The sequence below is a fragment of the Streptomyces sp. CS113 genome (genome assembly GCF_002188365.1).
GTDB classification, from domain to species: domain Bacteria; phylum Actinomycetota; class Actinomycetes; order Streptomycetales; family Streptomycetaceae; genus Streptomyces; species Streptomyces tendae.
Window position 1 is genome coordinate 7432211 of sequence record NZ_KZ195574.1, and the last position, 25152, is coordinate 7457362.

The following is a 25152-nucleotide window of genomic DNA, read 5'->3' on the forward strand; positions in this document are numbered from 1 at the left end:
CGTGCGCGGACCGCCCCGCGGAGGAACGGACCTCCGCGGACGAGCCCGGCCCGCCTTCGCTGGACGAAGGCGGGCCGGGCTGCTCGACGTACCGCCCCCGCCCCGAGGCCGTATCCGTCGCACCGCCGAGCCAGGCGCGACCCGGTGAAGTCGCCCCTGGCTCGACCGCGCAAGTCGTCGCGCCGTGAGTGACTCAGCGGCGCAGCGCCCGGTCCAGCCGGCGGAACGCGAACACGAGGGCGAGGCCGCCCACCGCGAGCAGGTACACGGCCGGGACCAGCAGTCCGACGCCGAACTCACCCAGTGAGGGCTGCCGGATCAGCTCGATGCTCTGGTAGAGCGGCAGGCACTCCACCAGCAGCTGGACCGGACGGGGGTAGACGTCCAGTGGGTAGAAGGTGGTGGCGAACAGGAACATCGGCAGCATGGCCAACTGGATGTACTGGAAGTCCTGCCAGTCCCGCAGACAGGTCACCACGGCCAGGCCCAGCGCCGCGAAGGTGAACCCGACCAGGAGTGCGCCGGGTATCACCAGCAGCACCAGCGGACTGTGCACCAGGCCGAAGACGGTGACGGCCACGAGGAACCCGGCCGTCACCAGAGCGCCGCGCAGCAGGGCCCAGCAGACCTCGCCCCACGCCACGCTGCGCACCGTCATCGGCGTGGTCAGGATCGACTCGTAGGTGTGGTTCGTCTTCAGCTTGTTGAACAGGTTGAACGTCGTCTCGTTCATCGCGCCGTTCATCGCCGTGGTGGCGAGCAGAGCGGGAGCGACGAACTCCGCGTAGGGCACATCGGTGTCGGCGAGCCCCGGTACGTTGCCGACCAGTCCGCCGATGCCGACGCCGAAGGCGAGGAGATAGAGCACCGGTTCGAAGATCTCGGCCACCAGCAGCAGCCAGGTATGCCGGTAGATCATGAGGTTCCGCTCGACCATCGCCAGGGCGCCCCCGGAGCGCGGTGCCGGATCGGGACGAGCGGAGACATGCGGGCCCAGCACGGCCGACATGGGATCCCTGCCTTTCAGGGGTGAGAGCTGGTCGTCAGGAGTGCAGGTGCCGCTGATAGGTGCGCCGCCCGAGCAGCAGACCGACGACAGTCAGCACGGCCAGGTAGCCGACGTGGACGGCGATGCCGGCCACGGTGCCGGTGCCGAGCGCTGCCGTACGGCACAGCTCGACCCCGTGCCAGAGCGGCGTCGCCCGCACCACGGGCTGGAGCCAGCCGGGCAACTGCGCCAGAGGGAAGAAGGTGCCGGAGAACATGAACATCGGCATCACGCCGAACCGGAGTACCGCGAGTACCGTGGGCTGGCGCTTCGCGGTCACCGCCCAGGCGGCGGACGGGGCGGCGAACGCGGCTCCGACCAGCAGGGTCGCGAGCACCACGAGGGGGGCCCGCAGCGCGTCGACGACGCCGAAGACCACCGCCACCGCGGTGAAGGCCGTGGCGGAGAGCGTCACCTTGAAGATGTTGAACAGCAGGTGACCGTAGTAGATGTCGACGGGAGACACCGGGGTGGCACTCGCCGCCCAGTAGTGCCCCTTGGCCTGCACCGACTGGTGGACGGGGTGGGCCGAGTCGATATAGGCGGTTTGTATGGCCGAGGCGGCAAGCAGGCCGGGAGTGAGGAAGGCCAGGTACGACAGGCCGCCCAGGGCGGCACTGTTGTTGTGGTTGACCAGAGTGCCCAGTCCCGCACCGATGCCGGTCAGGAACAGCAGCGGGTTGGCCACGTTCAGCACCACGGTCCCGCGCCAGGTGCGGCGGTAGCGATGCAGCCAGTAGGCGAACTCGTGCAGGGCGGGCGGGACCGTGCGGGTACGGCCGGGCGGGACGAGGGAGCGGGAGGCGTGCGTGGTCATCGGTACTCTCCGTGGCGACACCTGGAGGGCGGGCAGGGCGGCGACGCTTCAGTCGGCCAGGCTGCGGCCCGTCAGAGTGAGGAAGACGTCCTCCAGGCTCGCCCTGCGGGTCAGGGCGGTCAGCGGGACGATGCCGCGCGCGTGGGCGGCCGCCAGGGTGGCCTCCCCTTCGTCGGTGTAGAGAAGGATGCGGTCGGGCAGTTCCTCGATCCGCTCCACCAGGCCCCGCGCCCTGCCGGTCATGGCCTCGCGCTCACCCGGGCCGAAGCGCAGTTCGAGCACCTCCCGGGTGCAGTACCGCTCGATCAGTCCGCCGGGTGACCCCTCGGTGACGATCCGCCCGCCGTCCATCACGACGAGCCGGTCGCACAGCTGCTCGGCCTCGTCCATGTAGTGGGTGGTGAGGATCAGCGTGATGCCGTCGTCCTTGAGCTGGAACAGCCGCTCCCAGAGCAGGTGGCGTGCTTGCGGGTCGAGGCCGGTGGTGGGCTCGTCCAGCAGCACGATCTCGGGCTCGTTGATGAGGGCCCTGGCTATCGTCAGACGTCGCCGCATGCCGCCGGACAGCGCTTCGACCCGCTCCTCCGCCTTGTCGGGCAGCCGTGCGAAGTCGAGGAGTTCCGTGGCCCGCCTGCGGATCTCGGCCTTCGGGAGTCCGAAGTAGCGCCCGTAGATCAACAGGTTCTCCCTGACCGTCAGTTCGACGTCCACGGTGTCGTCCTGCGGGACCACGCCGATCCGGGCGCGAATCCGGGCGCCCTCGGTCCGTGCGTCGAGCCCGAGTACGTCGAGGCTCCCGCCGGTGGAGGGCGAGGTGCACGCGATCATGCGCATGGTCGAGGACTTCCCGGCGCCGTTGGCGCCCAGGATCCCGAACGCCTCCCCGGGACGGACCTCGAAGTCGATGCCCGCGACCGCGGTGAACCCTTCGCCACGCGCTGCGCCGTAGCGCTTGCGCAGTCCCTTTGCGCGGATCATGGGAGCCTGCTCCGGAACCGTGCCCTGTGGCTGCCTCGTGGTCTCAGTCATGGTGGGCTCCTTGCCGCCGGCGGCGGAGCCGGTCGACCGGTTCACCCACCGGGGTGCCGGGGTTCCGGGCCGCCCGCACCATGAAGTGCTCGAGCTCCCGCAGGAAGTCGCCGGCGGAGGCGGGCAGGAAACGCGGGTCGGTGCACAGGGTGAGCGCGCAGGACTCGCGCAGTGCGTCGAGGAAGAGGAAGAACTTGGCCCCGGACTGCCGCCCCGCACTGTCCAGGCGGGTCAGGCGGGTACGGGCGAGGGCCTCGTCCAGCCGGGTGGGCAGCTTCAGAGGGTCGATCTCGGGCGGCGGCGCGTTGCGCTCCTCGGCGCTGAAGCGGATGTCGTTGAAGAAGCAGTAGCCGCCGGGGGTGATACCGCGCCGGCGGGCGATCTCCTCCAGCTGCTCCTCCATTTTGACCGGGCAGGCCTCCGAGTGCCGGTAGGCGTTCAACGCGGTCCGGGCGGCACGGGAGAGGAACTGCTCGGTGGACTCGTCCGCGATGTGCAGGCGGACGATCGCGTTCTGATTGAAGGCCCCGACGAACTCCTCGTCCTCGGGCTTGAAACGGGTCGACACGATGACCCGCAGCGCGGCCTCGGGTTCACCGAGGTAGGAGGCCAGCAGCAGCGCGGTTGAACCGAGCAGAGCGGTGGCCGTGTTGCAGCGGCTGCGTCCGGCCAGCGCGTGGGCGGCCAGCGCCAGGGCGGGGGAGTCGAGGTGCGCCCAGTCCCGGTCGAGCTGCTGCGGCGTCGAAGCGGCCGCCAGCATGCTCGCGGGAACGGTGTCCGCCTGACGGGCCCAGTAGTCCAGCGTGCGCCTCTCGCGCCGGGCGCCGGCTTCGGACCTCTCGAATCCGGCCCGGTCGACGGGTTGCCGGGAACGCGCGCGCAGATCCGCCGCGCCGTCGGGGCCGGCGGTGAGCAGGGCACGCAGTTCGTCCATGACGATCTGGAAGCTCCAGCCGTCGACCGCCAGGTGGCTCGCGGCGATCGCGACGGCGGCCGGTACGCCCGCGCGCAGCCCGATCGCCGCACGCACCGGCAGTCCGGCGCCGTTGTCGAAGGCGCCTGCCCGGATCCGTTCGCCGAGCGGGGCGACGGCCACCGCCAGGTCACCCGGATCGAGTTCGGCGAGCAGGAACTCGATCTCGCCCGAGGCCGCGACGTGCTGCACCAGGCCGTCGTGGTGTTCGGCATAGGCCGTCCGCAGCGACTCGTGCCGCTCCACGAGCAGCCGGACCATGTCGCACACCTCGGCCACGGTGGCGGAGCCGACCGGCGCCCAGCCGAGCTGGTTCAGCGAGTCGTCGTCGGGCGGCAGCCAGCGGATCACCTCCCAGATGGCGCGCTGGCCCCAGGTCATCGGCCCGGTCCGGGGGTGGCCCGCGTGGAACCGCACGCGGGCGGTTGTGGGGTCTGTCACCAGTCCTCTTCCTCTTTGTCCTGCTCGCCGAAGTGTCCCGCCGCGAGCGGGCTCAAGAATGGCGCGGAACATAGCAATTTCTCAACAGTCGACGTTGAAGTTTCTGACATGTGACCGATGGATGAGACGGCTCCCAGAAGCCTCCCGTGCGTCTCCCGGTGCACTTCTGGGCCTTTTGCGCCTACTCGTCCTCGGGTTCTGCGCACTACCGAAGAGGGAAGGGGAGGGAAAGCAGAAAACAGACTCGCCAGACATCTTGATTTTGCTAGCTTCTGTGCATAATTTGCGTCGGTCTCGGCGTGGCGCCAGCTTCCGGGTGGGCGCACCGGGCCGCAGTGCTGCATCCCCATGGAAGCGAGGAGCAGATCACGATGGAAGTGCGTGCCATACCGCTCTGGACACGGATGGCGGTCGACTCCGCAGGGTCCGGACGGTCGCCCGCCCTCACGCCCGCAGCGGGACTGCGCACCGGCCTGGCGGTACTCGACCTCGGCATGATCGGAAGGGACGGCTCACGCCGGGCGGTGCCCTCGGCCGGCGCCACCTACCCCTACGAGTGCTACATCCTGACCAGGGACGACGCGGATGCGACCGGCCTCTACCAGGTCGATCCGGGGCGACGGCTCTGTCAGTTGCTCAGCCGCGGACCGCAAGTCGACGCGATGCTCTGCCAAGCGGCGCTCGCCGTCCCCGAGGACGGTGCGGTCATCGTGCTGGCCACCAGGCCTTGGCTGTCCATGCGAAAGTACGGCGACCGGGGCTACCTCTACACCCAACTGGACACGGCGCACCTGCACATGAACCTGGTCCTGGCGGCCGACAGCCTCGGTGCGAGTGTCGTGCTGCGCCGGCGCCCACCGGGTCTGGAGCCCCTGGTCACGGAGTACGGCGAGTGCGCGGAGGTCCACTCCGCGCTGGCCGTCACCGCGGTACCGGCCGGCAACGGCCCCGATGCCGGACCGTCCTGCTGGGCGGTCCGCGACGCCCGCGCCACCCGGCCGTCCTCGCTGCGCCGGCAGCCGCACTGGCTGGAGCGGCTCTGCTGGGAGTCACTCGTCACCGACTCCGAAGGGGCTGCGGCCGGTCCGCCCGGAGCGGCCGTCTCCCTGCCGACGGCGGTACGGCGCGGGAGCAGGGCACCTCTCGTGCCGCGGGCGGCGTTCCACGGCCGCCGGTCGGCCACCGGCTTCGCGCCCGGCACCGTCCCCGTGCGAGACATACAGGGCACCGTCGGCCGCGCGCTGTCCGTCCTCCACGACCTGCTGCCCGGTGAAGGAACCCCGCCCCACGCCACCTTGGCCGTGCGGCAAGAGCCCCACGGGCACGGCGAGTCGGCCTGGCCGGCCGGCCTGGACATCCGCTGGGTTCCCGAGCTGACCAACGAAGCGGTCACCGAAGCCTTCATGGCTCAGCGTCATCTGGCCGACACGTCGGCCGTGCTGCTGCTGCACGCGCCCACCGCCTCGCTCATCGACGAGGCAGGCGGCTCACAACTGTGGACGGTGCTCTACCACGCCGGGGCGCTGGCTCAACTGGTCTGCCTGGAAGCGGCCCGGCGCGGCCTCGCGGTCACGGGTGTCGGCGGCTTCGACAGCGAGCGATGGCAGCGGCTGGCCGGCCTGCCCACCGATCACGATGTGGTCTACGCGGTCGCTATGGGCGTGGACACCCCCGACGCCCCGAAGCTCGACCGCTTCGCGGTCGCCTACGCACAGAATGAGCGCTCATGATCCTCGCCGCCGCATTCGCCCGGTGCGCCGACCAGTACGCGGACAGACCGGCGCTGTCCGGACCCGACTCCTCGGCCGACTACCGCGCCCTGCACGAGCGGAGCCTGCGGGCCGCCGAGTGGCTCAGCGGCACCCGGTCCGTGGACGACCGCCCCCGGATCGGTCTGGCCGCGCGCAACAGCACCACGTGGGTGACCGCCTACCTGGGCATCCTGCACGCCGGGGCAGTCCCGTTCCTGGTCGACGCCTCGGCCGGTGACGGCGAACTGGAGCGCATCCACGAGGACTGCTCGCTCGACCTGCTGCTCCACGACCGGGACACGGCAGGCGACGCGGTCCCCGCGCTGCCGGGCCTGACCGCCACGCACCGCCGTACCGCCGAGCGCCGTCACCGGCTGCACCCCGACACCGAGGTCTGCCGCTTCACCTCCGGCACCACGGGCAGGCCCAACTGCCTGGAGTTCTCGGGGCGGGCGGTGCGCGCGGCGGCCGAGAACTGGGCGGTGGGCACCGCCATGACAGCCGGTGATCGCATCCTGTGCTGCGCGGGCCTGTCCAACGGACTGGCCTTCAACACCTCCCTCCTGTCCACCTTCCTGGTCGGCGCGCAGCTGCACCTGTCGCACGGACTGCCGACCAGTGGCCGGATCCGTCGGCTCGTCGCCGAGACGCAGACCACCCGGCTGGTCGCCTTCCCCGCCCTCTACGACTCCTTCGTCCGCACCGGCGGCGGCCGCGCGGACTTCGCCTCCGTCCGCGTCGCCATCTCCTCCGGGGCCCCGCTGCGCGCGGACACCAAGGAGCAGTTCACCGCACTGACCGGAGTCCCGATGGGCAACTACTACGGCGTCGCCGAGGCCGGACCGCTGACCTACTCCACCGCCACCTCGGCGCAGAGCCTGGGCCGCCCGCTGCCGGGGGTGGACATCCAGACCCGGCAAGCCGTCGGCCGGGACGGGGCCGTCCACGTGCGCAGCGCCTCGATGGCCACCCGCTACCTCAACGCCCCCGGCCTCCTGGAGAGCCGGATCGACGACGGCGGCCACTACGGCACGGGGGACCGCGGGCGCCTGGAGAACGGGGAACTGGTACTCACCGGCCGCTCCAACCGGATGATCAACGTGGGTGGCCGCAAGGTCGACCCGGTCGAGGTCGGCAACGCCGTCGCCACCGTGCCCGGCGTGGAACAGGCCGTGGTCCTCGAAGTCCCCGACCGGCACGGCGAGCCCGCCGTGGCCGCCGTACTCGTGCTGCGCGAAGGGCTCGACGCCGGCGAGGTACGCCTGCGGATCCGGGACGGCCTGGCCGCCCACAAGGTCCCCACACTGATCCGGGTCGTCGACGCCATCCCCACCACGGTGATCGGCAAGCCGGTGCTCCACGAACTGCGGAGTCTCTTCGACGCCGGCCCTTCCTGAGCCCGCCGAACCGCTCCGCTCCCGCCACACTGCCCCCTGGCACCCGCCCGGGCGGCACCCGCGCCGACGGCGAAACCCGCCGGCCCCCTTCCGAGGAGTCAGTCATGCCTGCCGGCCCGCAGCTGATACGCGACGGCGTGATCCGCCTGATCATCTCGTCTCACGAAGGTGACCTCAGTGTCTCGGACATCGAGGCGCACGGAGGTGTCCTGGAAGCCGTCAACTACACGTCGCTCTCCTACATCCGACTGCTCGACGCCATCGAGAACGAGTTCGGCGCCTACCTGGACGCCGACGAGGGGGCCGAGGCGCTGGGCACGGTGGACGGCATCGTAGCCGCCGTCCTGGCCGATCTCGGCTCCGATGCCGTCTGACGCGGCGGCAGCCGCCCCCCTGCACGGCGGCCCGCCCCTCACGGTGGGCATCGTCGGTGCGGGACGGCTCGGCGGTGCGCTGCTGCAAGCCTGCACGGACGCGCGCGTCCCGGTGAGCCTGCGGGCACGGGCGAGTACCGGCTGGACGGTCGAGTCCGTGCCCGACGTCCTCATCGACGCGGGCGCCCCCGGCGGCTTCCCCGAAGTCGCCGCGTACTGCGTCCGGCGCGGTGTGCCGCTCCTCGAGTGCGTCTCCCACCTGCGGGAGCGGCACGCGGGCCTGCTCGACGAGGTCGCTGACGCGGTGCCCGTGCTCGAGGCCGCCAACCTCTCGTTCGGCAGCTACCTTCAGCGCAGGCTGGCCGGCCTGGTCGCCACCGTCCACCACGTCACGGATCCCCACGTGGACGTCCTGGACCGGCACCCGGCCCGCAAGGCGGCTCGGGTCAGTGCGACCGCCGAACGACTCGCCACGGCCTGGACGGACGCCGGCGGGCATCCGGAGGCCGAGCTGGGGCTCCGCCGCGGAGGCCCGGAGGTCAGTGAACACTCGATCACCTGGACCTGGGGCGTCGACGAAGCCCTCACCGTCCACCACCAGGTGACCTCGCTGCGCGCCGTGGCCCGCACCGCGCTGGCTCTCGCCCGGCGGCTGCCGCGGCACCCGCCCGGACTGATCACCGTGGACGACCTCTTCCACACCCTCTCGACCACCTCCCCCGACAACCACGGCACGAGCGAGGCCTTCTGATGACACGCCGGCTGGCCAACCAGCTCGCCCTCGGCGGGCGGATGCTCTCCCTGGACGGACACGACGACTTCAACCAAGGACAGATATCCGCCAGAACACCCGGCGCGGACACCTTCCTGATCAAGAACGCGCTCTGCGGCTTCGACGAGGTCACACCGGAGGAGACCGTCACCGCGGCGGTGGACCACGCGCGACAGCCCCCGCGCACGGCGCCCCCCGAACTCCCGCTCCACCAGGCGATCTACCGAGCCAGGCCGGACGTCAACGGCATCGTGCACAGCCACGCCCCGTACACCCTGCTGTTCGGTGCCTGCGACCTCGAACTGCGTCCCCTCTCCCATGAGGGCTCCTACTTCGTCGACGCGACCAGCGTCTTCACCACCACCAGCAACACGGTGCTCGACATCGCCACCGGCGACCGGATCGCGAAGGAACTCGGGGACACCGGACGCGCCGTGTTCCTGCGCAACCACGGTGGGGTGATCGTCGGCAAGAGCGTGCGCCACGCCGCGATCTTCGCCCAGGTGCTGGAACGCGCCTGTCGCCTCCAGCTCGCCGCGCTCTCCACGGGAACGGAGTACCACTACTCCAGTTCCGAGGACGTCCGGCTCAAGCAGGACTTCATCTACGCCGACCTGTCCGTGCGCTCCTATTGGGACTACGCGGTGCGCCGGGCCGTACGGCGGTGGCCCGAAGCCGAGCAGTGGCTGCCGGCCTGATCCCCGCCGGCTTCGGGTTCGCGCCCCAACGCCCCTTCACCAGCGCCGAAGAACCGGTGCGCCATGATCCAGCCGTACGTGAGGACGCCGCCATGCCCACCTCCGCGCCAAGCCGTCACCCCCAGCCCACCGGACCCGCCTGGACGGAGGAGGCACTGGACCTGTTGCAACTCGTCCGGCAGTTGGCCGCCGCCGAACTCGCCCCGCGGGTGGAACAGTTCGAGGCCGAGGGGACCTTCCCCCGCGAGCTGCTGCACACGCTCGGCCGGGCCGGACTGCTCGGGCTGCCCTACCCGCAGCAGTACGGCGGAGGCGGCCAGCCCTACGAGGTGTACCTCACCGTCCTGGAGACCCTGGCCCAGCACTGGCTGGGGGTCGCCCAGTCGGTCAACATCCACGTGCTCTCCTGTTACGGACTGGCCGCCTTCGGTTCCGACGAACAGCGGGCCGCCTGGCTCCCGGACATGCTGGGGGGCGGACTACTCGGTGCGAACTGCGTCTCCGAGGCGGAAGCCGGCTCCGACATCTCGGCCCTGCGGACCACAGCCACTCCGCACGAGGACCGCTACGTCGTGAACGGGACCAAGTCCTGGGTCAGCCACGCAGGCGCCGCCGACTACTACAACGTGTTCTGCCGCACCGGAAGCGACGGGGTGCGCGGCCTCTCCCTGTTGTTGGCGCCCGCGGACACACCAGGGCTCCGCCCGCAGGCACCGGAACGGAAGATGGGCGTCCGTTCCTCGCCGACCGCCCAGGTCGTCTTCGACGGGGCGGAGATCGCCCAGGACCGGCGGATCGGCAGGCCCGGCAAGGGGTTCCTGATCGCGATGGGCCTGTTCGACCGAGGGCGCCTCGGTATCGCCGCCTGCGCGGTGGGGCTGGCCCAGGCCGCGCTCGACTATGCCGTCGCCTACGCGAAGACCCGGCAGCAGTTCGGGAAGCCGATCATCTCCTTCCAGGGCATCGGTTTCCTGCTCGCCGACATGGCGACCCAGGTCAGTGCCGCTCGCACGCTGCTGCTCGACGCAGCCCGCCGGCTCGACGCCGGGCAGCATTCCTCGGCCGCCGCAGCCAAGGCCAAGCTCTTCGCCACCGACACCGCGATGCGCGTGACCACCGATGCCGTCCAGGTCCTGGGCGGCTACGGATACGTGACCGACCACCCGACGGAACGCTGGATGCGTGAGGCCAAGCTGCTCCAGCTCATCGAGGGCACGAACCAGATCCAACGTCTGGTGATCTCGTCCGCGCTGTGACGGACGCCCTGCGGGTGAGACCTGCGAACGCCGCAGCGGGAGCAACCCCCGCTCAGGCGCCTCTCCTGCTGCTGTCGGAAAGCCGAGCTCCGCCCGGGCCGCCCCGCTCGGCCGCCGCCGGCCGTTGCACACCTGCCGGAACACCCAGGTATCCAGTGGGTGCGGCACCGGGCCGTCAGCATCTCGTCAACATCCTCCGGAGCACCGTCAGCGTCCCGTCAGCGCCCGGCCCGGACACGGGGACGCCGGGCATAACGTCGGTGCGTGCCCCGGCCCGCCTCCCCGCGCCCGGGGCACCCCGAACCGCCCCCAACCATGCCCTGCGCACTGCCGCATCCTCCGGGAGGACCCCATGACGGAACCCCTGTACGACGAGGACCCCGAACCCTCCGAACGATTCCCGGCCGGACTCCTGTACGTCCCCTTCCGGCCGGGCCCCTGCGGACACACCACCCTCCGGCTCTTCCGTACACCGCCGGGCCGGCGTACGGCCGTCGGCTTCACCTCCCGGCGCCGCCTGGTCACCACCCTCGGCGCCGAGCAGGCGTGGATCCGGCTCGCCGCGCCCGCACTGCGCGCGCTGGCCGCACCGCTCGGCGTCACCGCGCTCACGGTGGACCCGCAGTTCACCGCCCCGGCAGCCGTGCCGGACCGGACCGCGCCCGCCGCACCGGCGCCCGCCTCCGCCCTGCGGGCCGGCTGAGAGGGGCGGCACACCATGACCACCGTCCACGTACCCGCGTCGCGGCCCACCGCCGCCGACCTGTCGGTGTGGCCCGCGTCCACCACGGAACCCGCCCGCGGCGACCTCGCCGTGGGCGGCGTACCCCTCACGGAGATCGCCGACCGTTTCGGCACCCCCGTCTACGTCCTCGACGAGGCGGAGGTCCGCGAACGCTGCCGCACCTACCGCGACGCGTTCCCCGAAGCCGACATCCTCTACGCCGCCAAGGCGTTCCTGTGCCGGGCCATGGCCCACTGGATCGACGAGGAGGGTCTCGGCCTCGACGTCTGCTCCGCCGGCGAACTGGAACTCGCCGTCACCACCGGCTTCCCGCCGGACCGGATCGTGCTGCACGGCAACGCCAAGTCACCCCGCGACCTCGACACGGCCCTCCGCCTCGGCGTGGGGCGCATCGTCATCGACAGTCCCTCGGAGATCGCCCGGCTGGCCGCCGCCGTGGGCCCGGACGGCCACCAGAAGGTGATGGTCCGCGTGGTGCCCGGCATCAGTGCCGGCGGCCACGCCAAGATCCGCACCGGCACGGACGACCAGAAGTTCGGCCTGCCGATCACCGACGGCTACGCCCAGCACGCCATCGCCCGCGTCCTCGACCAACCCCAGCTCGAACTGACCGGCCTGCACTGCCACCTGGGCTCCCAGATCACCACCGTCAAGCCCTACCTGGTCGCCGTACGGCGCATGGTCGGGCTGATGCTGCGCCTGCACGAGCAGCACGGCCTGGTCCTGCCCGAACTCGACCTCGGCGGCGGACACGGCATCGCCTACCGTCCCGGTGAACCGGCCCTCGACCTGACGACGCTGGCCCGCAGGGTCCGCGCGGAGCTGGCCGACGCCTGCGCCACGGCCGGACTGCCCGTGCCGCGCCTGCTCATCGAACCGGGCCGGGCCATCGCCGGCCCGGCGGGCGTCGCCCTCTACCACGTGCTGGCCGTCAAACACACGGGCGACCACGTCTTCGTGGCCGTGGACGGCGGTATGAGCGACAATCCGCGCCCCGCCCTGTACGGCGTCCGCTACGCGCCCCGCCTCATCGGCCGGCGCGGCACCGCGGCCCCGGCCAGGGTGACCGTGGTGGGGCGCCACTGCGAAGCGGGCGACATCCTCGCGTCCGACGTGGAACTGCCCGGCGACGTGCGCCCGGGTGACCTGCTCGCCGTACCCGTGGCCGGTGCGTATCAGCTTGCCATGGCCTCCGGCTACAACCTCGTCGGCCGCCCGCCCCTGGCCGCCGTACGCGACGGCCGGGCCCGCCTCCTGGTCCGGCGGGAGTCCCTGGAGGACGTCCGCCGCCGCGACGTGGGCCTGTAGCGGTGACAGCACGGCGCACACGGTCCGGTGTCCGGCCCGGCGCGGCGGGCCGGACGTCACCCGGATTCCTCGGGTCCCGTGGCGGGCCCGCTCTCGGCCGGCCCCCCGAAATCCGGGCTGGTGAAATCCGGGCTGGTGAATCCGGGCCGTTGGTGGCCGAGGCTCGGAACACGGCTGTTCGCCACGGGCGGCGCCGGGTGCTGTGGTGCTGCTGCCGTGCCGGGATCGGTGAGGGCCTCCCGCAGGAACGGCAAGATCCCCCGCTCCAGCAGCGCCTCGCGCCAGGCCTCCCTGGCCTGCTCCACTTCCCGGCTCGACTCGTCGTGAAGTCCGGTCTCGGGCGAGCGCCCGTTGCGCAGGGCGGTGAGCAGCAGACCGACGGCGGCGACCAGGAACGTGGCCGCGGCGACCGCGCCGGAGACCCACCCGACGGTGAGGAGGGTCCGGGCGAACGCCGACCCGGGGGCGAGGGTCCTCAGGATGAAGCCCACGAGCAGGGCGAGCACCGCGACGGTGGCCGCGAGCACGGGAGCGAGCACCGCGACGACGGCTGCGGGGCCCGCGCTGTTCTGGTGTGCGCCCAGGGGGATCCGCACCGCGCCGGGGTACTTCGCGTCGGGTCCGTGGAAGGGGGCCGGGACGGGTCGCGCCGGACGGTTCAGTTCGCGAACCTGCACGTAGTGCTGGTACTCGGTCGCCGCAACGGCTGTGATGAGTGGGGTGGCGTTGAGCGCCATCGTGCGGAGCTGTTCCGAATTGAGCCGCTGCCCGACAGTGGCGAGTTCCGGGCGGTGCGGGGCGGAGCGCAGTGCCGCGTCGAGAATCCGCTCGTACTCCTGGCGGTCCTCGCCCAGCAGGGGCCGCGGGACCGCCCGTGTCCGGTGCGAGCCGTATTCCTGGCGGTCCGCATCCGGCGTGCGCGGCCGAACGCCGTCGTCCGGCGCCTTCGCTGTCCCGATCGACTCGTCGCGTGGGGGCGCGGACGGCACCGGCGGATGTGCCCGCAGGCCCAGGACCGACGTCAGCAGACGGCGTCCGAGGGGAAGGCGGCGCTGGTGGGCGGTGGCGGCGAGCCGGTCGCCCGGGCGGTTGGCGCCCAGGATCGCCGCGGCGATACGTCGGCTCATGAAGGGCCGCGTCATCCTGTCGTCCCTTCCTCGCCGAGCGCCGGTCCGTGGGGAGGACGCGGAGCACCGTGATCGGTGGTGAAGTCCAGAGCCGAGGAGTCAGGGCCGGTGACGCTCGTCCGGCGGTGTTCGTCGACGCTCCTGGAGGGACCGGGCACCGGCGACGACAGCGGTGTCGGGTGGGGGGCCGGGGACGGCTGGGCGACGGAGGGCTGGGCGACGGAGGGCTGGGCGACGGGCGGCTGAGTGACGGAGGGCTGAGTGACGGACGGCAGGGATCCGGTGTCGTCCGGCGCCGGCCGCTCCGTGGGCGGCGCGGCGCGCGGAGAGCCCGCGGTGGTCACCTCTTCGGCGGCCGTCCCTGTCTGCGGTGCGCCGCCGACCGCGTCGCCGACCGACTGGACACGGCCGAGCTGGGTCAGAATGACCGGGGCGGAGATGCCGACGACAACGGCCGCGTACGCTCCGCTGACCTGTCCGGTGGTACCGAGGAGCACCGCGGCCCCGGCACCCATCGCGCTGTGCACGACGGCTGCGATCGGATCGGCGACGGGATCGAAGTACTCCTGGAACCGGGGCGCTTCGCTCTCCTGCCAAGTGGGTAACTGCCGGTTGGCGCGACGGTCCGCCTGCCAGTCCAGGAACCGGCTGTAGACGTCGAGGAGCCCGCGCAGCGCACCTCCCGCCGCACCCAGCAGGATCAGCATCGGCACGTCCACGACTTCCCCCGGGTGGTACAGACTGCATGCTGACGGCACACGGAACCTGCCGCCCGAGCATAGAGGTCCCGACCGGGCCTCAGGTAGATCGTGACGGGCACGGCCGACCGCGTCCCGCGGACGCCGCCGCACCGTCACCCGGCGCGGAGGTCCTCGCCCGCGCAGGCCGCCCGCGCCGAACCGCAGCGCCAGTTCGCGTGAGACGCCGCGAACAAGCCGTTCGGTGAGCTCACCGCCGGGAGCAACTGACCGCGTGCGCACGGCCGGAGCGCAGCTCCAGCCGTTCGGCCGCGAAACGCGCACGGAAGCCGCGGTCGTGCGAGACCGCGACCACCGCGCCCGGGTACGCCGCGAGCGCCGCCTGAAGGTCCTCGACCAGGTCGAGGGCGATGTGGTTGGTCGGCTCGTCGAGGACGAGGAGGTCCGCGGGCCGGGTCACCAGCACCGCGATCTGCAACCGCCGCTGCTGTCCCTTGGACAGGGCGGCGACCGGCACCCGCAGATCCTCCTCGCGGAACAGCCCCAGGGACAGCAGCTGTTCGGCGTACTCGTCCGGCGGGCCGGGCAGCCCGGCTGCGAACGCGGCCAGCAGCGGCAGCCGCGTGGCCCGCCCGGGCAGTTCCTGGGCGAGGTAGCCGATCCGCGCGGGACCGCGCACCGAGCCCGCGTCGGGACGCAGATCGCCCGCCAGGACGCGGAGGAGCGTCGTCTTGCCGGCGCCGTTCTCGCCCGTGACCAGGAGACGTGCTCCGGGTTCGATCGTCAGGAGCCCCTCCAGACACAGCCGTTCTCCGACCCGGACGTGGTCGAGTTCGGCGAGTGGGCCCCGGGATCGGTCGCCGTCGGCCGGCACCAGCGGTGTCGTGAACCGGAGCGGTTCCGGCGGCGCCGCCACCGGGTCGCGCCGCAGCTGCGCGAGGCGCTCCCGCACGGATCGCACCTGCCCGCCGAGCTTCGACTCGCTGGACCGGCGGTGCTTGCCGAAGCCCTGCTTCGGGTCGCGGCCGGTGGCGGCGAGCCGCCTGCCGGCGGCCTCCAGCAGTTCCTCCGTACGGTTCACTTCCTCGACCCAGTCCGCGTACCGCTGCTCCGCTCCGCGCCGGGCGGCGGCCTTCGCGGCGCGGTAGCCGGCCCAGCCGTCGCCGTACCGGCGCACGGTTCGCTCGTCCCGGTCGACCTCGACGATCGCGGTGGCGAGGCGTTCCAGGAAGCCGCGGTCGTGGGTGACCGCGACGACGGTTCCGCGGTGTGCGCGCAGGCGCTCCTCCAGCCAGCGCACGGCTGCCCCGTCGAGGTGGTTCGTCGGTTCGTCCAGGAGCAGCAGTTCGGGGGAGGCGGCCAGGACACCGGCGAGCGCGAGGCGTGACTGCTCGCCGCCGGACAGCGAGCCCAACAGGCGCTCACGCGTGATTCGGGCGAGCCCGAGTCCGTGCAGGGCGGCGTCCACACGGGAGTCCGCCTCGTAACCGCCCCGCTCCTCGTACTCCATCAGCAGCGCGCCGTACGAGGCGAGTTCCTGGTCCGACGCGTCGGCGAGGTTCTCCTCCGCCGCCCGGAGCCCGCGCTCCATGCCGCGCAGCTCGGACAGGGCGAGGTCGACGGCGCCCTGCACGGTGGCGTCCGCATCGAGGTCCAGCGTCTGGGCGAGGTGGCCGGTGCCGCCGGGGAAGTGCACGGTGATCTCCCCGGTGTCCGGTGCCTCGGCCCCGGCCAGCAGCCGGAGCAGGGTGGACTTGCCGGAGCCGTTCTCCCCGACGACGGCGACCTTCTCGCCCGGCCGGACGGTGAAGGAGACCTGGTCGAGGACGGTCCGGGTGCCGTACGACTTGGTGACGGACTGCACGGACATCTGGGCCACGGCCGTGGGGGCGTGGGCGGGCGGAGTGGTACGGGCGCGGTCGCGCATGGGGCTTTCCCTGGGCATCCGAAGGGTCTACGGGCAGCAGAAACGGCGGCAGGGGCCGTGCCCGGACTCAGACGAAGAAGAGGAAAGCCATACCCGCATCCTAACAAGACGAACCGTCTCGCCTCAGCCCCCGCGTGGTGTCGTCGCCGCCGCGGACCGTCGACCTGGTTCCTTCGCGTCCGAGATCGGCGCACTGTCCTCGCCCTACGCGCTCGGGGCGGACGGGCGGACGGGCGCGCGCTGTGATTCCAGTGCCGCGCCCGTCTGCCCGGAGCCCGACTACGCCTCCACGCAACCCGACTTCGAGCTCTAGAAGAAGCCGAGCTTCCGAGGGCTGTAGGAACAAAGGATGTTCTTGGTCTGCTGGTAGTGCTCCAGCATCATCTTGTGGTTCTCCCGGCCGATGCCCGACTGCTTGTAGCCGCCGAAGGCGGCATGCGCCGGGTAGGCGTGGTAGCAGTTGGTCCACACGCGTCCCGCCTGGATCGCACGTCCGGCGCGGTAGGCGGTGTTCATGTCACGGGTCCACACGCCGGCACCGAGCCCGTACAGGGTGTCGTTGGCGGTCTTGATCGCGTCGTCGAAGTCGTCGAAGGACGTCACCGACACGACCGGGCCGAAGATCTCCTCCTGGAAGATCCGCATGCGGTTGTGTCCTTCGAAGATCGTCGGCTGGACGTAGTAGCCGCCCTTCAGCTCGCCGTCGTGCTCGATCCGCTCACCACCGGTGAGCACCTTGGCACCCTCCTGACGGCCTATGTCCAGGTAGGAGAGAATCTTCTCCAGCTGGTCGTTGGACGCCTGCGCACCGATCATCGTGTCGGTGTCCAGGGGATGGCCCGACTTGATGGACTCGGTACGGGCGACCGCGGCCTCCATGAACTCGGCGTAGCTGCCGCGCTGGACGAGCGCCCGGGACGGGCAGGTGCACACCTCGCCCTGGTTGAGCGCGAACATCGTGAAGCCCTCGAGCGCCTTGTCGCGGAAGTCGTCGTCCCGCGCCCAGACGTCGTCGAAGAAGATGTTCGGCGACTTGCCGCCCAGCTCCAGCGTGACCGGTTTGATGTTCTCCGAGGCGTACTGCATGATCAGCCGCCCGGTGGTGGTCTCACCGGTGAACGCCACCTTCGCCACCCGGGGGCTCGACGCCAACGGTTTGCCCGCCTCCACACCGAAGCCGTTGACGACGTTCAGGACGCCGGGCGGCAGCAGGTCCGCCACCAGGCTCAGCCAGTAGTGGATCGAGGCCGGGGTCTGCTCCGCGGGCTTCAGGACCACAGCGTTCCCGGCGGCCAGCGCGGGGGCGAGTTTCCAGGCCGCCATCAGGATCGGGAAGTTCCACGGAATGATCTGCGCGACGACTCCCAGCGGCTCGTGGAAGTGGTACGCCACGGTGTCGTCGTCGATCTCGCCCAGTGAACCCTCCTGGGCGCGGACCGCGCCCGCGAAGTAGCGGAAGTGGTCGATGGCGAGCGGGATGTCGGCCGCCAACGTCTCGCGCACCGGCTTGCCGTTCTCCCAGCTCTCGGCGACCGCCAGGCGCTCAAGGTTCGCCTCCATGCGGTCGGCGATCTTCAGCAGGATGTCGGAACGCTCGGTCACCGAGGTACGGCCCCAGCCCGGAGCGGCCTCGTGCGCGGCGTCCAGCGCCAGCTCCACGTCGTCCGCCGTGCCGCGCGCGATCTCGGTGAACGGCAGGCCGTTCACCGGGGACGGGTTCTCGAAGTACTGCCCGCGCGCCGGCGGCACGTACTCGCCGCCGATGAAGTGGTCGTAGCGCGACTGATAGGAGACGATCGCGCCCTCGGTGCCGGGCGCCGCGTAACGGGTCATCCTTCGTGCCTCCCTCATCGAGCGCTGCCCGCCGTTGGACAGCTCTGCGCGTGAGGCTAGGAAGGGGGAGGTTGCAGACACGTTGCGCACGCCGCGTTCTGGTGGGCGGTCTCCCGGACGCGGCTCACCGGCGGGCGCTCACCCCCGGCCGGGCGCCGCCAGTTCCGCCTCCAGCGCGGCGAGCCGGGAGCGCGTCGCCGCCGTGGGCCGGACCGCCGCGAGAGCGCGCCACACGTCGAGATCGCCCTCCCCCCACGGTGCGTGGCCCCAGTCGGCCAGCAGGTCGGGATCACCGCAGGTGATCAGCGCCGCCCGCAGGCCGTCGGCGAGCCGGCGCCTGAGCCGGACGACCGCCGGGGCCTGGGAGCCGGGCAGCAGCGGACCCGCGTACACCGTCGCCGCCCCCGTCACCGCGCCGGCCCGCAGCCGACGTTCGACGACGGCCGCGTCGCACTCGACGGGCATCGTGAGCCGGTACGGCCGGGAGGCCAGCCGGCCGGGCCCCAGGATGCCGCGCAGGCGTGCCAGTTCGGCCCGCAGCGTCACCGCCGGCACCGTCTCGTTCTCGTACAGCGCGCAGAGCAGCTCGTCGCCCGTCAGACCCTCCGGATGGTGGGCCAGCAGCACGACGATCTCGCTGTGCCGCCGGCTCAGCCGGACCCGGCGGCCATCCGCGCTCAGCAGGGCCTCGTCACGGCCCAGCGCGGTCAGCTCGGCCGCCTCGGGCCCCGGCAGTTCCGGAGTGAGCAGCGCCAGCTGCGACTCCGCGGCGCGCGCCACGGCCTGGACAAAACCCAGACTGTGCGGATGCGCCAGACCGTCCCCGCCCGTGATGTCCACGGCGCCGAGCACCCGCCCGGTGCGGGGATCGTGCACCGGAGCCGCGGCGCAGGTCCAGGGCTGGACCCGGCGTATGAAGTGCTCGGCCGCGAAGACCTGCACCGGACGGCCGACGGCCACCGCCGTGCCCGGCGCGTTCGTTCCGACCGCCGACTCCGACCAGCGGGCCCCGGGCACGAAGTTCATCCGCCCGGCCCGGCGCCGGGTGGCCGGATGCCCCTCGACCCACAGCAGCCTGCCGTGCGCGTCGCACACCGCGAGCAGGTGCTCGCCGTCGGCGGCGAACGTCCCCAGCAGCTCCCGGACCAGCGGCATCACCCGCGACAGCGGGTGCTCCGCCCGGTAGGCGCCGAGGTCACCGTCCATCAGCTCCACGTTCGCGGTACCGTCCGGGCCGACGCCCGCCCGGACCGACCGCCGCCACGACTCCGCCACCACGGAGCGCACCGGTCGGGGCACCGTCCCCGCTTCGGTGAAGGTCTCGTGTGCCCGGCGCAGTGTCCGCGCGCGCTCTGCGGGGTCGGCTCCCGGTTCCAGAGCCAGCCATGAATCAGTCAACTCGGCCTCCCCGGACGCTGTTGCGGTGTGGGACATCGTGACTCCGCTGCTACGCGCGGACAACCACTTCGACCGGCTGGGCACCCGAATGTGGTGTTCCGAGTGGACCGGCGACGAGGCCGGGCGAGGCCGAGGAGGGGTCAGGCGAGGCCGAGGAGAGGTCAGGCGAAGTTGACCAGTCTGATGTAGCGCGTCCAGTCCCAGAAGGGCCCGGGGTCCGTGTGGTCGCTGCCGGGCACCTCGTGGTGCGCGATGATGTGCGTGCGGTCCTTGGGAATGCCGTACGCGGTGCAGATCGCCGCGGTGAGCCGGGCCGACTGCTCGTACAGGGTGTTGGTGAAATACTCGGGCCGGTCCACCCACCCCTCGTGCTCGATTCCGATGCTGCGGGTGTTGTAGTCCCAGTTGCCCGCGTGCCACGCGATGTCCGCCTCCCGGACGCACTGCGCGACGTGCCCGTCGGAGGACCGGACGACGTAGTGCGCGGACACCTGCCTCTCGGGATCGCGGAAGATGGACAGGGTGTCGGCGTACGTCTCCTGCGTGACGTGGACGACCACGTAGTCGACGGGGTAGGCCGTGGGGCGGCTCGACCGGCTGTAGTTCGACGTGTTCGCCGGCAGCCACTCCGCGGAGGGGTAGTCGACGGCACGGGTCCGCGCGGCTGCCCGGGTACCGGAGAGCAGGGTGAACGGGACGGTGGCCAACGCGGCGCCCTTCAGGAGTCGCCGCCTGGTCGGAGCGGGTGCTGTCCTCTCCCTTTCCATGGGATTGCCCTTTCGTCGGTGGGGCCCTGGGCCCGAGTGGGGGGTCGCTGCTCGGCAGCTCGCCACTGACGGAGCGACATGCCGCGGCGGCATGACGGAGCCGGCATGGCGGAGCGGCGTGCCGTGGCGGCATGGACCGCGAAGCGGGATGCCGACGCGGACGTCCGGCCGCCCGGTGGGCGAGGTGCGTTCGCGTGAATCACCGTACGGGGAGCGGGGATTGCGCAGTAGAGCGCCGCGCCGTTCCGTGGACAGCCACCGCCTTGTGGACACAGCGCTCACTCGATCGAGTGAACGAGAGCGGCGGGCCGGGCAGGCGGCGAACCTTCTGCCGGGTGGCGTGAGGCCTGCCCGGTGGTGCCAGGGCCGCCGGGCAGTGTCAGGCCGGCCCGGGCGGGGTCAGGGTTGCCCGGGTGGTGTCAGGCCTGCCGGGCGAGCGCGCCCGGGTCGTCCAGGACCGCACGCACCACGGAGTGCGCGGCGCCGAGGAGCGGTCCCTGCGGGCCCAGCTCCGACACCGCCACCGGGCAGGCGGGCCCGGCCGTGCGCCGGGCCAGTTCCTCCCGCAGCGACGGCAGCAGCCAGGGCGCGAGTCCGGCCAGTGCGCCGCCCAGCACCACGCCCTCGGGGTCCAGCAGGTTCACCGCCCCGGTCAGGGCGATGCCGAGTGCCGTGCCCGCCTCGCGCAGAGCACGCCGTACGTCCTCGTCGCCCTCCGCGGCACGTCCGGCGAGCAGGCCGACACGGTCTTCCCCGGGCTCCACGCCCGCCGCACGCAGTACCGCCTTCTCACCGGCGTACTGCTCCAGGCACCCGCGACCGCCGCACGCGCAGTCGGGACCGTCGGGATGGACCGGCACATGCCCCAGCTCGCCGGCGAACCCGCGGGTACCGCGCAGCAGCCGGCCGTCGAAGACCACGGCCGCGCCGATGCCGATCTCGGCCGAGACGTGCAGGAAGTCCCGGGGAGTGCCGTCACCGAGCCAGAGTTCGGCGAGCGCACCGAAATTCGCCTCGTTGTCCACCGTCGGCGGCAGGTCCGCGGGCAGCAGCGCGCCGAGGTCCGCGTCGTGCCAGTCCAGGTTCGGGGCGCGCACGACGGTCCGGCCGTCCCGGGCCACGAGACCCGGCACGGCCACCGCGAGCCCGGCCGGCCACAACCCCTCGGCCTCCGCCTCGGACACGACCTGCCGCACCAGACCGGTGAGCTGCGCGAGCACCGGCTCCGGCGAACGGCCCCGGTTGCTGCCGTACCGAACGGCACGCGCGCGTACCCGGCCGCGCAGGTCGACCGCACAGACCGCGAGATGGTCGACGCCGATCTCCGCCCCGATGCCGGCCGGACCCTGCGCGCTGACGGCGAGCGCGGATCCGGGCCGGCCCACGCGGCCGGGGCGCTCGGGGCCCAGCTCCTCCAGCAGTCCCGAGCGGACCAGTTCGTCCACGAGCGTCGACACCGCCGCCCGCGTCAGCCCGATCCGTGAGGCGACGGCGGCCCGGGACAGGGGCCCCTCGGCGCTGACGGTGTGCATCACCCGCGCGAGATTGCGGCGGCGCATCCCCTGCTGGGTGTTCGGCAGCGCGCGCCCCGGACGGGCCGGGTGGGTTTCGTGCGGCGGTGCGGTCATGCCTCCGTCAGTCCTTGGTCTGTCGTCACTCGGTCCGGCCCCGGGCGGCCCCGGGTGCCGCCGGGCGGTCGGTCCACGGGCGGCCCGTCGGCCAGTGCTGCTCCGGGACACGGCAGGAGAGCTGTCCCCTCACCACCTCGTCCCGGTCCGCGGACGACGAGCCCGCCGCACCCGCTCGCGCACCGGCCGTCGGCGGCCCGCCCGTGACGGGCGCGCCCTCACCGGGAGGCCGCGTCCCGTTCCAGCAGCGGTGCCGCGTCGGAGAGTACCCCGGTGATCCTGTCCAGCGTCGCCCGGTCCCGTTCCACGGCGTCGAGCACCGGCCCGGCGGCCGTGTTCCAGCGCCGGGCGACGGCGGCCGCGTCCTCGCCGGTCAGCAGGCCGGCGGCCTGTGCTGCGGCGCCGAGCGCGACCAGTTCCCTGGCCTCCGGGATCTGTACCGGGCGGCCCGACAACCGCCGTACCGTCTGCTGCCAGGCCGCGCCCTGGGCGCCGCCGCCGATCAGCAGCAGCGGCGCGGACGGGTCCGCGTCGGCGTCGAGGACCAGGTCGAGCGCGCCGAGCAACGAGTGGACGGCGCCGTCGTATGCCGCCTGGAGCAGCTGGCCCGCGGTCGTGTCGTGCCGGAGCCCGTACAGGAGACCGGAGGAATGCGGGAGGTTCGGTGTGCGCTCGCCGTCCAGGAAGGGCAGGAGCGTGGCGTCGGTGCCCGGCTCGACGGCGTCCCGGTCCAGACCCAGCAGGGACGCGACACGGTCGACGGCGAGCGTGCAGTTGAGGGTGCAGGCCAGCGGCAGCCAGTCGCCGCGCGCGTCGGCGAAGCCCGCCACCGTTCCGGTCGGGTCGGCGGGCCGGTGCTGCGACACGGCGTACACCGTGCCCGACGTGCCGAGGCTCATCACCGGGACGCCGGGGCGCAGCCCCAGGCCCAGCGCGGCGGCCGCGTTGTCGCCGGTACCCGCCGCGACCAGGGTCCCCTTGGAGAACGGCAGGCCGTGGCCGTCGCGTACGGTGCCGGCCACCTCACCGGGCCGGACGACGCGGGGCAGCAACGCCGGATCGAGCCCCACGCGCGCGAGGATCCCCTCGTCGTACGCCTCGGTGCCCGACGCCCACCAGCCGGTGCCGGACGCGTCGCCGCGGTCGGTGGTCCCCTCGCCGGTGAGGCGCTCGGTGAGGTAGTCGTGGGGGAGCCGTACGGCCTTCACCGCGCGAGCCGCGTCCGGCTCGTGCTCGGCCAGCCAGGCCCACTTGGTGACCGTGAAGGAGGCGCTGGGAACACTCCCCGTGCGCTCCGCCCAGGCCTTGGCCCCGCCCAGCTCGTCGATCAGGCGGCGGGCCTGCGGGGCCGAGCGCACGTCGTTCCACAGCAGGGCTGGGCGGACCGGCTCGCCCTGCGCGTCCAGCGTGACCAGGCCGTGCTGCTGTCCGCCGATGGAGACCGCGGCGGCCTCGCGGGCGGGCTCGCCGCACTGGCTCAGTGCCTCGCCCAGCGCGTCCCACCACTGGCGCGGGTCGCTCTCCCGGCCGGCCCCGGAGGACACGGTGTGGGGTGCCTGGCCGCTCGCGACGACCCGGCCGGTGGCCGCGTCGACGACCAGCGCCTTGGTGGACTGGGTGGACGTGTCCACGCCGACGACGAGCGGACCCTCGGCTGCTGACATCGGGCTTCTCCCTCTTCCGCGGGTCCTGTGACCCGGCCTTCACTCCTTGGGGGACACCTTGTCTCTTCCCAGGACCGTGTGTGCATACTAATTTGTAAAGCGCCATGACGAAATAGTCGGCGGCGATTGATCGGCATCGAGTGAGGAGCCGCGGAATGAACTACCAGCCCACTCCCGAGGACAGGTTCACGTTCGGTTTGTGGACGGTCGGCTGGCAGGGCCGTGACCCGTTCGGTGACGCCACCCGGCAGGCCCTGGACCCCGCCGAGTCGGTGCGGCGCCTGTCCGAGCTGGGCGCGTACGGCGTCACGTTCCACGACGACGACCTGATCCCCTTCGGGTCGAGCGACACCGAGCGGGAGTCGCACATCAAGCGGTTCCGGCAGGCGCTGGACGCGACCGGCATGAAGGTGCCGATGGCGACCACGAACCTGTTCACGCACCCGGTGTTCAAGGACGGCGCCTTCACGGCCAACGACCGGGACGTGCGCCGCTACGCGCTGCGCAAGACGATCCGCAACATCGACCTCGCGGTCGAGCTGGGTGCGAGCGTCTACGTGGCCTGGGGCGGCCGGGAGGGTGCGGAGTCCGGCGCGGCCAAGGACGTGCGGGACGCCCTGGACCGGATGAAGGAGGCCTTCGACCTGCTGGGCGAGTACGTCACCGAGCAGGGCTACGACCTGAAGTTCGCGATCGAGCCGAAGCCGAACGAGCCGCGCGGTGACATCCTGCTCCCGACGGTGGGCCACGCCCTGGCCTTCATCGAGCGCCTCGAGCGGCCGGAGCTGTACGGCGTGAACCCGGAGGTCGGCCACGAGCAGATGGCCGGTCTGAACTTCCCCCACGGCATCGCCCAGGCGCTGTGGGCGGGCAAGCTCTTCCACATCGACCTCAACGGCCAGTCGGGCATCAAGTACGACCAGGACCTGCGGTTCGGCGCCGGCGACCTGCGGGCCGCGTTCTGGCTCGTCGACCTGCTGGAGCGGGCCGGTTACGCGGGCCCGCGGCACTTCGACTTCAAGCCGCCGCGGACCGAGGACCTCGACGGCGTGTGGGCGTCGGCGGCCGGCTGCATGCGCAACTACCTGATCCTCAAGGACCGGGCCGCGGCCTTCCGCGCCGACCCGCAGGTGCAGGAGGCGCTGGCCGCGGCCCGGCTGGACGAGCTGGCCCGTCCGACCGCCGAGGACGGACTGGCTTCCCTGCTGGCCGACCAGAGCGCCTACGACACCTTCGACGTGGACGCCGCCGCCGCACGCGGCATGGCCTTCGAGCACCTCGACCAGCTCGCCATGGACCACCTCCTCGGCGCCCGCTGATCCGTCCTCGCCCCTGTCGCGTACGGGCTCCGGCCCCCACCTTCGGGTGGGGGCCGGAGCCCGTACGTCTCGGTCGATGGCCCCGCATCCGCGCGCGCCGGACGGGGCGGGGAGCGCCGAGGAGCCAAAGCGGCGCGGGTCAGGTCTCGTGAGGGCAACGCCGGCCGGGCGCGGCCGGGCCG

General features: G+C 72.4%; 21 protein-coding genes. 9 read left to right on the top strand and 12 right to left on the bottom strand.

Annotated elements, in window-relative coordinates; all coding sequences use genetic code 11:
* Positions 1–193 precede the first annotated feature (193 nt).
* Genes B9W62_RS33520 through B9W62_RS33535 form a run of 4 tightly spaced genes read right to left on the bottom strand, consistent with a single transcriptional unit; the run spans position 194 to position 4308 of the window.
* On the bottom strand, positions 194–1009 hold the full coding sequence (locus B9W62_RS33520; protein WP_087810669.1) for an ABC transporter permease: 816 nt from the start codon (positions 1007–1009) through the stop codon (positions 194–196).
* A 34-nt stretch (positions 1010–1043) separates the two neighbouring features.
* Complete coding sequence (locus tag B9W62_RS33525) at positions 1044–1865, bottom strand: ABC transporter permease (protein WP_087810670.1); 822 nt, start codon at positions 1863–1865, stop codon at positions 1044–1046.
* A 48-nt stretch (positions 1866–1913) separates the two neighbouring features.
* On the bottom strand, positions 1914–2894 hold the full coding sequence (locus tag B9W62_RS33530) for an ABC transporter ATP-binding protein (RefSeq protein WP_256976670.1): 981 nt from the start codon (positions 2892–2894) through the stop codon (positions 1914–1916).
* Positions 2887–4308 (bottom strand): condensation domain-containing protein, encoded by a 1422-nt coding sequence (locus B9W62_RS33535; protein WP_179235795.1) that lies wholly within the window; start codon positions 4306–4308, stop codon positions 2887–2889. The genes B9W62_RS33530 and B9W62_RS33535 overlap by 8 nt, the downstream gene beginning before the upstream one ends.
* 371 nt (positions 4309–4679) lie before the next feature.
* On the opposite strand from B9W62_RS33535, the gene B9W62_RS33540 reads away from it, so the two are divergent.
* The 8 genes from B9W62_RS33540 to lysA all read left to right on the top strand — a co-directional run bounded on the left by B9W62_RS33540 (position 4680) and on the right by lysA (position 12609).
* Positions 4680–6038 carry a nitroreductase family protein gene (locus tag B9W62_RS33540; RefSeq protein WP_087810672.1) on the top strand — a complete coding sequence of 453 codons (1359 nt, stop codon included), beginning with the start codon at positions 4680–4682 and terminating at the stop codon, positions 6036–6038.
* A complete protein-coding gene (locus B9W62_RS33545; RefSeq protein ID WP_087810673.1) occupies positions 6035–7456 on the top strand; it encodes a class I adenylate-forming enzyme family protein in 1422 nt (473 codons plus the stop codon). The genes B9W62_RS33540 and B9W62_RS33545 overlap by 4 nt, the downstream gene beginning before the upstream one ends.
* 104 nt (positions 7457–7560) lie before the next feature.
* Complete coding sequence (locus B9W62_RS33550) at positions 7561–7830, top strand: hypothetical protein (RefSeq protein WP_087810674.1); 270 nt, start codon at positions 7561–7563, stop codon at positions 7828–7830.
* A complete protein-coding gene (locus B9W62_RS33555) occupies positions 7820–8581 on the top strand; it encodes a dihydrodipicolinate reductase C-terminal domain-containing protein (RefSeq protein WP_087810675.1) in 762 nt (253 codons plus the stop codon). The genes B9W62_RS33550 and B9W62_RS33555 overlap by 11 nt, the downstream gene beginning before the upstream one ends.
* Entirely contained in the window at positions 8581–9300 is a 720-nt protein-coding gene (locus B9W62_RS33560; RefSeq protein WP_087810676.1) for a class II aldolase/adducin family protein, read from the top strand. Before B9W62_RS33555 ends, B9W62_RS33560 begins: the two co-directional genes overlap by 1 nt.
* A 92-nt stretch (positions 9301–9392) precedes the next feature.
* On the top strand, positions 9393–10556 hold the full coding sequence (locus B9W62_RS33565) for an acyl-CoA dehydrogenase family protein (protein WP_087812211.1): 1164 nt from the start codon (positions 9393–9395) through the stop codon (positions 10554–10556).
* 352 nt (positions 10557–10908) lie between these two features.
* Positions 10909–11259, top strand: coding sequence for an SAV_915 family protein (locus B9W62_RS33570; RefSeq protein ID WP_087810677.1), 351 nt, complete (start codon positions 10909–10911; stop codon positions 11257–11259).
* A gap of 15 nt (positions 11260–11274) precedes the next feature.
* On the top strand, positions 11275–12609 hold the full coding sequence (gene lysA, locus B9W62_RS33575) for a diaminopimelate decarboxylase (RefSeq protein WP_087810678.1): 1335 nt from the start codon (positions 11275–11277) through the stop codon (positions 12607–12609).
* A gap of 56 nt (positions 12610–12665) precedes the next feature.
* Here lysA and B9W62_RS33580 read toward each other — a convergent pair whose 3' ends face one another.
* The 8 genes from B9W62_RS33580 to xylB form a co-directional block, all read right to left on the bottom strand.
* Positions 12666–13466 (bottom strand): hypothetical protein, encoded by an 801-nt coding sequence (locus B9W62_RS33580; RefSeq protein ID WP_373433751.1) that lies wholly within the window; start codon positions 13464–13466, stop codon positions 12666–12668.
* Between the two features lie 281 nt (positions 13467–13747).
* Positions 13748–14449, bottom strand: a complete 702-nt coding sequence (locus B9W62_RS40360; RefSeq protein ID WP_179235796.1) for a hypothetical protein — start codon at positions 14447–14449, stop codon at positions 13748–13750.
* Positions 14450–14684: 235 nt separating this feature from the next.
* Positions 14685–16361 (bottom strand): ribosomal protection-like ABC-F family protein, encoded by a 1677-nt coding sequence (gene abc-f, locus B9W62_RS33590; RefSeq protein WP_087810680.1) that lies wholly within the window; start codon positions 16359–16361, stop codon positions 14685–14687.
* A gap of 309 nt (positions 16362–16670) precedes the next feature.
* Positions 16671–18194, bottom strand: a complete 1524-nt coding sequence (locus tag B9W62_RS33595; protein WP_087810681.1) for an acetaldehyde dehydrogenase ExaC — start codon at positions 18192–18194, stop codon at positions 16671–16673.
* A gap of 138 nt (positions 18195–18332) precedes the next feature.
* A complete protein-coding gene (locus B9W62_RS33600; RefSeq protein WP_087810682.1) occupies positions 18333–19592 on the bottom strand; it encodes a GAF domain-containing protein in 1260 nt (419 codons plus the stop codon).
* Between the two features lie 161 nt (positions 19593–19753).
* Positions 19754–20359 (bottom strand): N-acetylmuramoyl-L-alanine amidase, encoded by a 606-nt coding sequence (locus tag B9W62_RS33605; protein WP_087810683.1) that lies wholly within the window; start codon positions 20357–20359, stop codon positions 19754–19756.
* A 419-nt stretch (positions 20360–20778) separates the two neighbouring features.
* On the bottom strand, positions 20779–21987 hold the full coding sequence (locus B9W62_RS33610; protein ID WP_087810684.1) for an ROK family transcriptional regulator: 1209 nt from the start codon (positions 21985–21987) through the stop codon (positions 20779–20781).
* Between the two features lie 218 nt (positions 21988–22205).
* Positions 22206–23651, bottom strand: a complete 1446-nt coding sequence (gene xylB, locus B9W62_RS33615) for a xylulokinase (protein WP_087810685.1) — start codon at positions 23649–23651, stop codon at positions 22206–22208.
* Positions 23652–23806: 155 nt separating this feature from the next.
* Here xylB and xylA point away from each other — a divergent pair, with 155 nt between their 5' ends.
* On the top strand, positions 23807–24970 hold the full coding sequence (gene xylA, locus B9W62_RS33620) for a xylose isomerase (RefSeq protein WP_087810686.1): 1164 nt from the start codon (positions 23807–23809) through the stop codon (positions 24968–24970).
* Positions 24971–25152 lie beyond the last annotated feature (182 nt).

Bases quoted from the DNA above. Each gene is read 5' to 3' on its own strand.
- B9W62_RS33530 (WP_256976670.1), bottom strand. From the start codon at position 2,894: ATGACTGAGACCACGAGGCAGCCACAGGGCACGGTTCCGGAGCAGGCT.
- B9W62_RS33545 (WP_087810673.1), top strand. From the start codon at position 6,035: ATGATCCTCGCCGCCGCATTCGCCCGGTGCGCCGACCAGTACGCGGAC.
- B9W62_RS33610 (WP_087810684.1), bottom strand. From the start codon at position 21,987: ATGACCGCACCGCCGCACGAAACCCACCCGGCCCGTCCGGGGCGCGCG.
- lysA (WP_087810678.1), top strand. From the start codon at position 11,275: ATGACCACCGTCCACGTACCCGCGTCGCGGCCCACCGCCGCCGACCTG.
- B9W62_RS33550 (WP_087810674.1), top strand. From the start codon at position 7,561: ATGCCTGCCGGCCCGCAGCTGATACGCGACGGCGTGATCCGCCTGATC.
- B9W62_RS33540 (WP_087810672.1), top strand. From the start codon at position 4,680: ATGGAAGTGCGTGCCATACCGCTCTGGACACGGATGGCGGTCGACTCC.
- abc-f (WP_087810680.1), bottom strand. From the start codon at position 16,361: ATGCGCGACCGCGCCCGTACCACTCCGCCCGCCCACGCCCCCACGGCC.
- B9W62_RS33565 (WP_087812211.1), top strand. From the start codon at position 9,393: ATGCCCACCTCCGCGCCAAGCCGTCACCCCCAGCCCACCGGACCCGCC.
- B9W62_RS33595 (WP_087810681.1), bottom strand. From the start codon at position 18,194: ATGACCCGTTACGCGGCGCCCGGCACCGAGGGCGCGATCGTCTCCTAT.
- B9W62_RS33605 (WP_087810683.1), bottom strand. From the start codon at position 20,359: ATGGAAAGGGAGAGGACAGCACCCGCTCCGACCAGGCGGCGACTCCTG.
- B9W62_RS33520 (WP_087810669.1), bottom strand. From the start codon at position 1,009: ATGTCGGCCGTGCTGGGCCCGCATGTCTCCGCTCGTCCCGATCCGGCA.
- B9W62_RS33525 (WP_087810670.1), bottom strand. From the start codon at position 1,865: ATGACCACGCACGCCTCCCGCTCCCTCGTCCCGCCCGGCCGTACCCGC.
- xylA (WP_087810686.1), top strand. From the start codon at position 23,807: ATGAACTACCAGCCCACTCCCGAGGACAGGTTCACGTTCGGTTTGTGG.
- B9W62_RS33555 (WP_087810675.1), top strand. From the start codon at position 7,820: ATGCCGTCTGACGCGGCGGCAGCCGCCCCCCTGCACGGCGGCCCGCCC.
- xylB (WP_087810685.1), bottom strand. From the start codon at position 23,651: ATGTCAGCAGCCGAGGGTCCGCTCGTCGTCGGCGTGGACACGTCCACC.
- B9W62_RS33570 (WP_087810677.1), top strand. From the start codon at position 10,909: ATGACGGAACCCCTGTACGACGAGGACCCCGAACCCTCCGAACGATTC.
- B9W62_RS33560 (WP_087810676.1), top strand. From the start codon at position 8,581: ATGACACGCCGGCTGGCCAACCAGCTCGCCCTCGGCGGGCGGATGCTC.